General features: G+C 70.1%; 8 protein-coding genes and 1 pseudogene. 5 read left to right on the top strand and 4 right to left on the bottom strand.

From position 1 onward, the window contains the following. A partial coding sequence (locus ESG85_RS10765; protein WP_164986195.1) for a transposase family protein occupies window positions 1-380 on the bottom strand: 380 nt, incomplete at its 3' end. Window positions 381-587: 207 nt separating this feature from the next. Here ESG85_RS10765 and ESG85_RS34930 point away from each other — a divergent pair. From ESG85_RS34930 to ESG85_RS10750, 3 genes are all read left to right on the top strand, one after another. Next, a complete protein-coding gene (locus ESG85_RS34930; protein ID WP_164986218.1) occupies window positions 588-890 on the top strand; it encodes a hypothetical protein in 303 nt (100 codons plus the stop codon). A gap of 78 nt (window positions 891-968) precedes the next feature. Beyond that, window positions 969-1,691: an ABC transporter ATP-binding protein gene (locus ESG85_RS10755; RefSeq protein ID WP_128977920.1), complete on the top strand. Its 723-nt coding sequence runs from the start codon at window positions 969-971 to the stop codon at window positions 1,689-1,691. Continuing rightward, window positions 1,688-4,273 carry an FtsX-like permease family protein gene (locus ESG85_RS10750; protein ID WP_128977918.1) on the top strand — a complete coding sequence of 862 codons (2,586 nt, stop codon included), beginning with the start codon at window positions 1,688-1,690 and terminating at the stop codon, window positions 4,271-4,273. Before ESG85_RS10755 ends, ESG85_RS10750 begins: the two co-directional genes overlap by 4 nt. Window positions 4,274-4,281: 8 nt before the next feature. On the opposite strand, the gene ESG85_RS10745 is transcribed toward ESG85_RS10750, so the two are convergent. After that, window positions 4,282-4,482 (bottom strand): hypothetical protein, encoded by a 201-nt coding sequence (locus ESG85_RS10745; RefSeq protein ID WP_128977916.1) that lies wholly within the window; start codon window positions 4,480-4,482, stop codon window positions 4,282-4,284. 259 nt (window positions 4,483-4,741) lie between these two features. Here ESG85_RS10745 and ESG85_RS10740 point away from each other — a divergent pair, with 259 nt between their 5' ends. Further along, complete coding sequence (locus ESG85_RS10740) at window positions 4,742-5,014, top strand: hypothetical protein (RefSeq protein ID WP_128977914.1); 273 nt, start codon at window positions 4,742-4,744, stop codon at window positions 5,012-5,014. Here ESG85_RS10740 and ESG85_RS36895 read toward each other — a convergent pair. Further along, window positions 4,995-5,140, bottom strand: a pseudogene (locus ESG85_RS36895) (IS630 family transposase); the annotation flags it as partial. The gene ESG85_RS10740 and the pseudogene ESG85_RS36895 sit on opposite strands and share 20 nt — an antisense overlap. A gap of 109 nt (window positions 5,141-5,249) precedes the next feature. Here ESG85_RS36895 and ESG85_RS10735 point away from each other — a divergent pair. Next, a complete protein-coding gene (locus ESG85_RS10735) occupies window positions 5,250-5,759 on the top strand; it encodes a hypothetical protein (RefSeq protein ID WP_128977912.1) in 510 nt (169 codons plus the stop codon). 186 nt (window positions 5,760-5,945) lie between these two features. Here the strand turns inward: ESG85_RS10735 and ESG85_RS10730 are convergent, their stop codons facing one another. Further along, the gene (locus tag ESG85_RS10730) at window positions 5,946-8,306 is read right to left on the bottom strand and encodes an ATP-binding cassette domain-containing protein (RefSeq protein ID WP_128977910.1); all 2,361 of its coding nucleotides are present in this window, start codon (window positions 8,304-8,306) and stop codon (window positions 5,946-5,948) included. Window positions 8,307-8,567: the final 261 nt, after the last annotated feature.

The raw sequence follows: 8,567 nt of genomic DNA, 5'->3' as shown, positions 1-8,567 counted from the left end.
CCGTGCCTCTTGTGCTTCCCCGAGTAGTAGGGCTGGTCCGCGGCGATCCGGTCGATCGGCAGCAAGGTCCCGTCCAGCAGCACGAACGCCTTCGACGATGCGGCCCGGACCGCCTCCGCGAGAGTCGGCGCGAGAGCGGCCAGGACCTCGACGGCCTCGGTGATGTACCGGTACGCGGTCGTCGTCCCGATGCCGAACCCGGCCGCCAGCTGGGCATACGGGTGGCCGTTGCGGAGATGGGCAAGAGTGAGCAGCGCCTGCCGGCCGGCACTCAGGCGCCGCCAGCGGGTACCGAGCTCCCGGCGGCGCTGACGGAGCTTGGCGGACAGGAAGCGCAGGGCGGAGCTGGACACGTCGACGCCCGACGGGTAGACAAGCACACGAAGCCTCTGGTGGAGACGGATTTCTTAGTCGAAAACCCATCTACCAGGGGCTTCACCCGTCTGTCAGCCCAACCGCCCCTCCTGGCCGACAGGTTGGAAAGAGCTCAGTGAGCGGTTGTGTTCTTCCTGCACCACTGAGGATCGGTTCTGACCCAGATCCCAGAGGGGGAACATCTCCTGTTACGTGGCAACTTCGGCCGCAAGGTGGCTGCGCTCGGTATCGGCGCCGCCGCACTCACCAGCCTCGTGGCCGCCGCGCCGGCCCAGGCCGCGGCCACCGGTGCGAACGCGGTGTACGCGGACTGTGCCGTGGGCAGTTACGGCAAGAACAGCGACGGCGTGTGGATCTCCTGCGGCGACGTCGTGGGCGGCGAGGCCCGTGGCCGCGCTGACTGCGCCGCGGCTCCGGACATCTACACGTCCTGGGTCACCGGCTGGAAGTACTCGCAGAACGGTTTCTGTCTGTTCAAGATGCGCGGCGCCATCATGGAGACCCGCGCGTTCTGACCGGCGGTGACATCGGTGGACACCGCGGAGTGATCCGCGGAGCGACGACGAGATCGTGAGAGAGGTTGTTCCCGGAAGATGCGCACCGCGGTTTCCACCACACCTGGAGCCGGAGGACCGGATGAACCGGTCCTCCGGCTCGAAGGCGTCCACAAGGTCTACGGCACGGGCGAGACACGGCACGTGGCCCTGGACGGAGTCACGGTCGACTTCCACGCGGCGCGGCTCACCGCGCTGGTCGGCCACAGCGGGTCGGGCAAGTCCACGCTGCTGAACATCTCCGGCGGCCTGGAGCAGGCCACCTCCGGGACGATCACCCTGGCCGGACACGTACTGACGAAGATGGGACCGGCCGAGCTGACCCGCACCCGGGCGAGCCTGGTCTCCTACGTGTTCCAGGAGTACAACCTGATCCGCACCATGACGGTGCTGGAGAACGTGTGCTTACCCCTGGAGCTGTCCGGAATGGCGCGGGCCGAGGCCCGTCGCCGCGCGGCGACGGCGCTGGAGAGGACGGGAGTCCCCCGGCACACCCGCAAGTTCCCCGACCAGCTTTCCGGCGGTGAGCAGCAGCGCGTGGCCATCGCCCGTGCGATCGCCGACCAGCGCCCGCTGGTCCTGGCCGACGAGCCCACCGGGGCACTGGACTCCGCCAACGGTGAGCGCGTCATCGAGCTCCTGCGCGAGGTCACGGCGGGCGGGGTGGCCTGTGTGATCGCGACGCACAATCCCGAGGTCACCGCGGCGGCCGACCACATCGTTCGTATCCAGGACGGCCGCGTCGTGGAGGGTGGCGCGTGAACCGCAACCGCCGCCTCGCCTGGATTCTCGGCTGGCGTCTCGCGAGCCGCAGCCGCCTGCGCACGCTGCTGGTCTGCCTTGCCATCGCGCTGCCCGTCGCGGCCGGCACCGGGGTCGCGGCCGTGACCGCGACGGCCCGCGTCTCGATGCCGGAGGCCGAGGCAGGGGTGTTCGGATCGGCTGACGGACGCCTCACCACCCTGCCCGGCGAGCGGAGCGCGGACGCGACCGCCCCCGCACGGCTCGCCGAACAGCTCAAGCCCTCGCTCCCCGGCGACACGCGTCTCGCCTACGACATCGACGTCCTTGGGCTCACCATCCGGGGACCGGAGGGACGGCAGAGCACCGTCGACGGAAGGGCGGTCGACCTGGCCGATCCCCTGATCGACGGCCTCTACCGCGTCGACCAGGGGGCCCCGTCCGCTCAGGACGGCACGATCGTGCTGTCGGCCGCCCTGGCGGACGCGGTCGGGATCACCAAGACCGGCCAGAGCGTCTCCATCGGCAGCGGGCAGTTCACCGTGTCGGCCCTGGTCGCCGACCGGTTCGACCTCAAGCACCGGTTGTTCGCCCTCCCTCCAGGCGGGCCGAAGGCGACCGCGGCGCTGACCTCGGCGAAGGGCCTGGGCAGCCCCCGCTGGTTCGTCACATGGCCGCCGCACGCTGACCTGCCCACCGTGTCCGGGAAGCTGAAGAGCGCCGGATACGCGTACGTACCCAGCAGCCAGGCCGCCGCGCTCTCCGAGCAGGGCGACGCCATGGACTCCACCGCCCTGCTCGTCGGGCTGGGTCTGCTGGCCGAGACCGTCCTGTTGGTGACCGCCGCCTTCGCCGTCGTCGTACGCAGCCAGCGCCGGCACATGGGACTGCTCGCGGCTCTCGGCGCCCCCGCAAAGGTGACGGCCTCGTTTCTCCGTACGCACGCGCTGTTCGTGGCCGTGATCGGTTCCCTGGCGGGTATCGCCGTGGGGCAGGTCGTTGCGCGCGTGGCCGCGCCGGTTCTTGCCGAACGCGCGGGCGCGGACTGGGGGCCCGTGGACGGCGCGTGGACCACCTCGCTGGTACTCGCGGCCATCGCCGTGGCCGTCACGGCCCTCGCCTCCGTGCTGCCGTCGCGCGCGGCCCTGCGCGAGGATCCCACCGCCCTGCTCAAGGCCGTCCCTCCGGTCCACAGCACCCGCCGGCTCCGCCTGCGGACCGCCGCGGCCGGAACCCTGGTGGCCGCGGCCGTCGCCGGTCTCGGCGCCGTCGTGATCAACGCCGGGGCGCTCACAGCGGTCCTGGGAGTCATCGTGTTCGCCGCCGGCATCACGGCGACCGCCCTGGTGTTGTCCTCCTTCGCCACCAACAAGGCGAACACCGCCTACCTGCCGCTGCCGACCGTGCTCCGGTCGGCCGTGCGCTCCCTGCTGGCCTTCCCTGTCCGTGCGATCACGACCGTGATCGCACTCGGCGTGGTCGCCGCCGTGTCCACCACGGTTCTCATCGCCTCCGCCTCGGTGGCTCACAAGCAGCGCGAGGACTACCTGCCGGAACTGCCCGACACCTCGGCCCTGATCGTCTCCTCCCGGCCGCTGACCACGACCGAGCGGGGAGCCCTGCGCAGTTCCACCGGGGCCTCCGAGGTGTCCACCGGCTACCAGCGGGCCGCGATCGCGCGCGACGGCAAACAACTCCCCGTCTCGCCTCGTACCGACTTCCTCGACTGCATCGACGACCGGGGCCTGCTGAAGTACGGCAACAACGACTGGCAGCCCTGCTACCTGGCCTCCGAGTCCCACATCCCCTTCCCCACGGTCGGCATCGCCGACAGCGGGGGCGCCGAGGCCCTGGCCGGCACGATGACCGACGAGCAGCGACAGCGCTACGAGAGCGGCCAGGCCGCCGTGGCCGTCACACCCGTAGGACTGACGAACGAGGTCTCGCTCGTGGCCATGGGACGCAAGCCGGATGGCTTCGTCCTGGAGAACACCGCGACCCTCCCCCTCATCCACCCGAGCTCCGCCCGTGAGACCGAATACCAGCAGTTGCCCGCCGTCCTCGTCAGCCAGGCAGGAGCCCGGGAGTCGGGCATCATTCCCGTCGGCTCCCCGACATACCTGCTCAACGCCGACGGCAAGCCCGTACAGCAGGACATCCTGCGGGCGCTTCCGGTGGACGCGCAGGCGGACTCGACCGTCGCCGTCGAATCCGGACCCTCGGTCGTGGGCGCGGTGGCACGGCTCCAGCCTGCCGTGGCGGCGATCTCCGTGCTGACCACGATGCTGATCGTCGCCGCCATGGTCAGCCTCTGGACCTCGGATCTCAGAGGGGAGTACCAGATGCTCGGAGCCGTGGGGGCCACCGCCTGGTGGCGACGGCGCCTGGCCTCCTCCATGTCCGGTCTGCTGATCGTCATCAGCTGCGTCGCCGGGACCCTGTGGGGCATCGCCGCCTCGATTGCCTTCCTGACCGGCATGGACACCGGCATCGCCGTTCCCGTCGGCTGGCTGGCCATCACCGTGGTCGCCGCCGCAATCACCGCAGCCGTCATGGGCGGGGCCGTCGTTCCCCGTCACGCGCGCGCCCAACGGCAGGCGTGAGCACCGGTTCAGCGCGTGCCCCGGCCGGCTCCGGTGAGACGGCTGAAGCCCTTGCTCTCGATCCGCCGTCCCATCCGCCGGCGCCGCCGTCCGGCCTCGGCTTCAGCCCGGAACTTGGCGAACTCGGCGTGCCGCTGCTCCGCTTCCCGGTCGACCAGCATGGCCAGAGCCTCCGTCTCCGCGAGTTCCCTGCGACAGGGCCAGGCCATGAAGATCAACGCACACAGGATGCGGAGATCGATGGAGTGCTGGGCCGCAGGAACCAGCCATCCGAAGCTGCCCACCGAGCTCAGTCGCCCATCCCCGAGCGCCTCCACCAGGAGGCGCTTACACCGCGACCCCTTGGGTTCACCCGTCGCCGAGACGCACCCTTGTTCCCGAAGGCAACGGCTCGGCGGCTAGCGTGGCCCAGGGACCGCCGGCTGAGGCGAACGGTAGTTCACTCAGTCCTGATCGAACGGGGGAGACGTGTCGTTCGAGGATGAGCGGGCCGAGCTCAAGGCAGCTACCCAAGCCGTGCTTTTCGGTAACCACAGGATTTTCATCATGGGAATCCTCGGCGTCATGGCAGGGGTCGTAGGGGCCGCCGCAGGGATCACCGAAGGTGCAGGGATCCTCGAAATTCTCTCTTTTGTCGGCATTGGCGTGTTGGGGCTGACCCTCATAGTTGGCTATGTGATCTTTCGCCCCAAGGAAGTCGGGGGTTCCGGTCAGCATGCGAGCGCACGGAGCGGACGCTGACCCGCAGCTCCTTGGTGATCACCGGGCTCGCATCGCCCTGGCGATCCTCCCGGCTGCCTTGCGCCGTAACTCCTCGCGGAACTCCTGCCGTTCGACGGTCAGCCCGCCCTCTTGCGGATACCGCATGCCCCGGTGATACCGCACGGGCGACGAGCGTCAGCCCCTACGACACCACGAGTCCAACCTCAGTAGTCCGCTGCCAGGAGGCCATTTCCCGTTCCTTACGCTGGGTCTCGTGACGACATCGAGCGCCTTCACGCATCCGCGCTGGGGGCTTCAGTTCCATTGGTGGGCCGTGGACCCGTCTGGGCAGGTGGGACTGTTCCACTCCGCCTTCGGTCCTGTCCCGATCGCGGCCCATACCCACGTGGCGGCCATGGACAGCGCGACCGCCCAGGCAAGGGCGTCGCACCCCGAGTGGTTTGACTGGATCTGTCACGACGAGCCAGAGGACTGCCCGCAAACGCACTGCCCGGTCACACTCGACCGAGGGCCTTACCTGTTCACCTGGGACGAGGAAACCGACGACCGGTACACGCGCTTCGGGATCCCGGAGAAGCCGCTGCTCGCTGCCGAATTGCCACGACGGATGGCCGACGCCGCCCTGCTTGTCGAGACCGACTTCGTCTTCGAGCGGACCGTCCGGATCGATCTGAGCTATCCGGCCGGACGGGAGCTTCTGTCTGGCAGCGGCTTGCAACGGCATGGGAACACCGAACCGACCGACGACGTCCGCCCGAGCTGACCCCCTGGATACTGCGCCATTCCGTGAGACTCCCGTCTTCGGCGTCGAGGACGCATACGTGCTCGGTGTGGCCGAGTCGGGCATGGAGGTGGGCCCTCCCACCCCGTACGCGGCCGGGGCCCGGATGCTCTCCGTCGCCGGGCAGCCGGCCGGTCCCCGAGCCGTGTACGGGTAGGAATCCGGTCTTCAGGCGCCGACGTACTCCGCGAGGTGTTCGCCCGTCAGGGTCGAGCGGGCTGCCACCAGGTCGGTGGGGGTGCCTTCGAAGACGATGCGGCCGCCGTCGTGGCCGGCGCCCGGGCCGAGGTCGATGATCCAGTCAGCGTGGGCCATCACCGCCTGGTGGTGCTCGACGACGATCACCGACTTGCCCGAGTCGACCAGTCGGTCGAGGAGCCCCAGGAGCTGCTCGACGTCCGCCAGGTGGAGGCCCGCGGTCGGCTCGTCGAGCACGTACACCCCGCCCTTGTCACCCATGTGCGTCGCCAGCTTGAGGCGCTGGCGCTCGCCGCCGGACAGCGTGGTGAGCGGCTGGCCGAGGGTCAGGTAGCCCAGGCCGACGTCCGCGAGCCGCTCCAGGACGCGGTGGGCCGCGGGCGTGCGCGCCTCGCCCGCGCCGAAGAACCGCTCGGCCTCCTGCACCGGCATCGCCAGCACCTCGGCGATGTTCCGCCCGCCGAAGCGGTACTCGAGGACCGCCGCCTGGAACCGCCTTCCCTCGCACTCCTCGCAGACCGTCGCGACCCCGGCCATCATCGCCAGGTCCGTGTAGATCACGCCGGCACCGTTGCAGGTCGGGCAGGCGCCCTCCGAATTGGCGCTGAACAGGGCCGGCTTCACCCCGTTGGCCTTGGCGAAGGCCTTGCGGATCGGCTCGAGCAGCCCGGTGTACGTCGCCGGGTTGCTGCGCCGCGAGCCGCGGATCGCGCCCTGGTCCACCGAGACCACGCCCGCGCCCGCCGGGATCGACCCGTGCACCAGCGAGCTCTTGCCGGAGCCGGCGACGCCGGTGACGACGGCCAGCACGCCGAGCGGGATGTCGACGTCCACGTCCTGCAGGTTGTTCGCCTTCGCGCCGCGGATCTCCAGGGTGCCGGTGGCCGCGCGGACGGTCTTCTTGAGGGTGGCGCGGTCGCCGAAGTGCCGGCCGGTGACGGTGCCGCTCCTCCGCAGGCCCGCGACGGTCCCCTCGAAGCAGACGCTGCCGCCCGCCGTGCCCGCGCCCGGGCCCAGGTCGACGACGTGGTCGGCGACCGCGATCGTCTCCGGCTTGTGCTCCACGACCAGCACCGTGTTGCCCTTGTCGCGCAGCCGCAGCAGCAGGTCGTTCATGCGCCGGATGTCGTGCGGGTGCAGCCCGGTCGTCGGCTCGTCGAAGACGTACGTGACGTCCGTCAGCGAGGAACCCAGGTGGCGGATCATCTTCACGCGCTGCGCCTCGCCGCCCGACAGGGTGCCGGACGGGCGGTCGAGTGCCAGATAACCCAGGCCGATCTCCACGAACGAGTCCAGGGTCTGCTGGAGGGTGGCGAGCAGCGGCGCCACCGACGGGTCCGTGATGCCGCGCACCCACTCCGCGAGGTCGCTGATCTGCATCGCGCAGGCGTCCGCGATGCTCACCTTGCCGATCTTCGAGGAGCGGGCGCCCTCGTTGAGCCGGGTGCCGTCGCACTCGGGGCAGGTGGTGAACGTGACCGCGCGCTCCACGAACGCGCGGACGTGCGGCTGCAGGGAGTCGACGTCCTTCGACAGCATCGACTTCTGCAGCTTCGGGATCAGGCCCTCGTACGTGAGGTTGATGCCCTCGACCTTGATCTTGGTCGGCTCGCGGTACAGCAGGTCGTTCAGCTCGCGCTTGGTGTAGCGGCGGATCGGCTTGTCCATGTCGAAGTAGCCGCTGCCGCTGAAGATGCGGCCGTACCAGCCGTCCATCGTGTAGCCGGGGATGGTCAGCGCGCCCTCGGCCAGCGACTTGGAGTCGTCGTACAGCGCGGTCAGGTCGATGTCGGAGACCGTGCCGCGGCCCTCGCAGCGCGGACACATGCCGCCGGTGACTGTGAAGGAGCGGCGCTCCTTCACAGTCCTCCCGCCCTTCTCGTACGAGACCGCGCCGGCGCCGCTGACGGAGGCGACGTTGAAGGAGAAGGCCTTCGGGCCGCCGATGTGCGGCTTGCCGAGGCGGCTGAAGAGGATGCGCAGCATCGCGTTGGCGTCGGTGGCGGTGCCGACGGTCGAGCGCGGGTCGCCGCCCATCCGCTGCTGGTCGACCGTGATCGCCGTCGTCAGACCGTCGAGCACGTCGACGTCCGGGCGGGCCAGGGTCGGCATGAAGCCCTGCACGAACGCGCTGTACGTCTCGTTGATCAGCCGCTGCGACTCGGCGGCGATGGTGTCGAACACCAGGGAGCTCTTGCCCGAGCCCGAGACGCCCGTGAACACCGTCAGCCGGCGCTTCGGGATCTCGATGCTGACGTCCTTCAGGTTGTTCTCGCGCGCGCCGTGCACGCGGATCAGGTCGTGGCTGTCGGCGGCGTGCGGCTTGCTCATGGCGTCGTCTCTCCCGTACGGCGGTGCGGCGGCGATACGGCCCTGCCGCGGCGCGGCCCGCTGCGGTGGGCTGCTGCGGTGGGGCCTGCCGCGGTGTCGGTCCTGCTGCGGTGTCGGTCCTGCTGCGGTGGGGCCTGCTGCGGTGTCGGTCCTGTCCTCTTCCTGGGAGCCAGGCTAGGCGCGGGGCGGTCGCCGTGCTTCTCGATTCCTGCTCACCTGTGGAAAACCCGGACCGGACACCGACCCCTGTGGACAACCCGC

The organism is Streptomyces roseicoloratus, assembly GCF_004117935.1.
Lineage (GTDB): Bacteria > Actinomycetota > Actinomycetes > Streptomycetales > Streptomycetaceae > Streptomyces > Streptomyces roseicoloratus.
Note: the sequence above shows the minus strand (reverse complement) of the source record. Positions and strands in the feature narration are given on the sequence as shown.

What these genes read in the sequence shown, in the direction of transcription:
- ESG85_RS10755 (WP_128977920.1), top strand. Translation starts at nt 969, where the DNA reads ATGCGCACCGCGGTTTCCACCACACCTGGAGCCGGAGGACCGGATGAA.
- ESG85_RS10745 (WP_128977916.1), bottom strand. Translation starts at nt 4,482, where the DNA reads ATGGCCTGGCCCTGTCGCAGGGAACTCGCGGAGACGGAGGCTCTGGCC.
- ESG85_RS10730 (WP_128977910.1), bottom strand. Translation starts at nt 8,306, where the DNA reads ATGAGCAAGCCGCACGCCGCCGACAGCCACGACCTGATCCGCGTGCAC.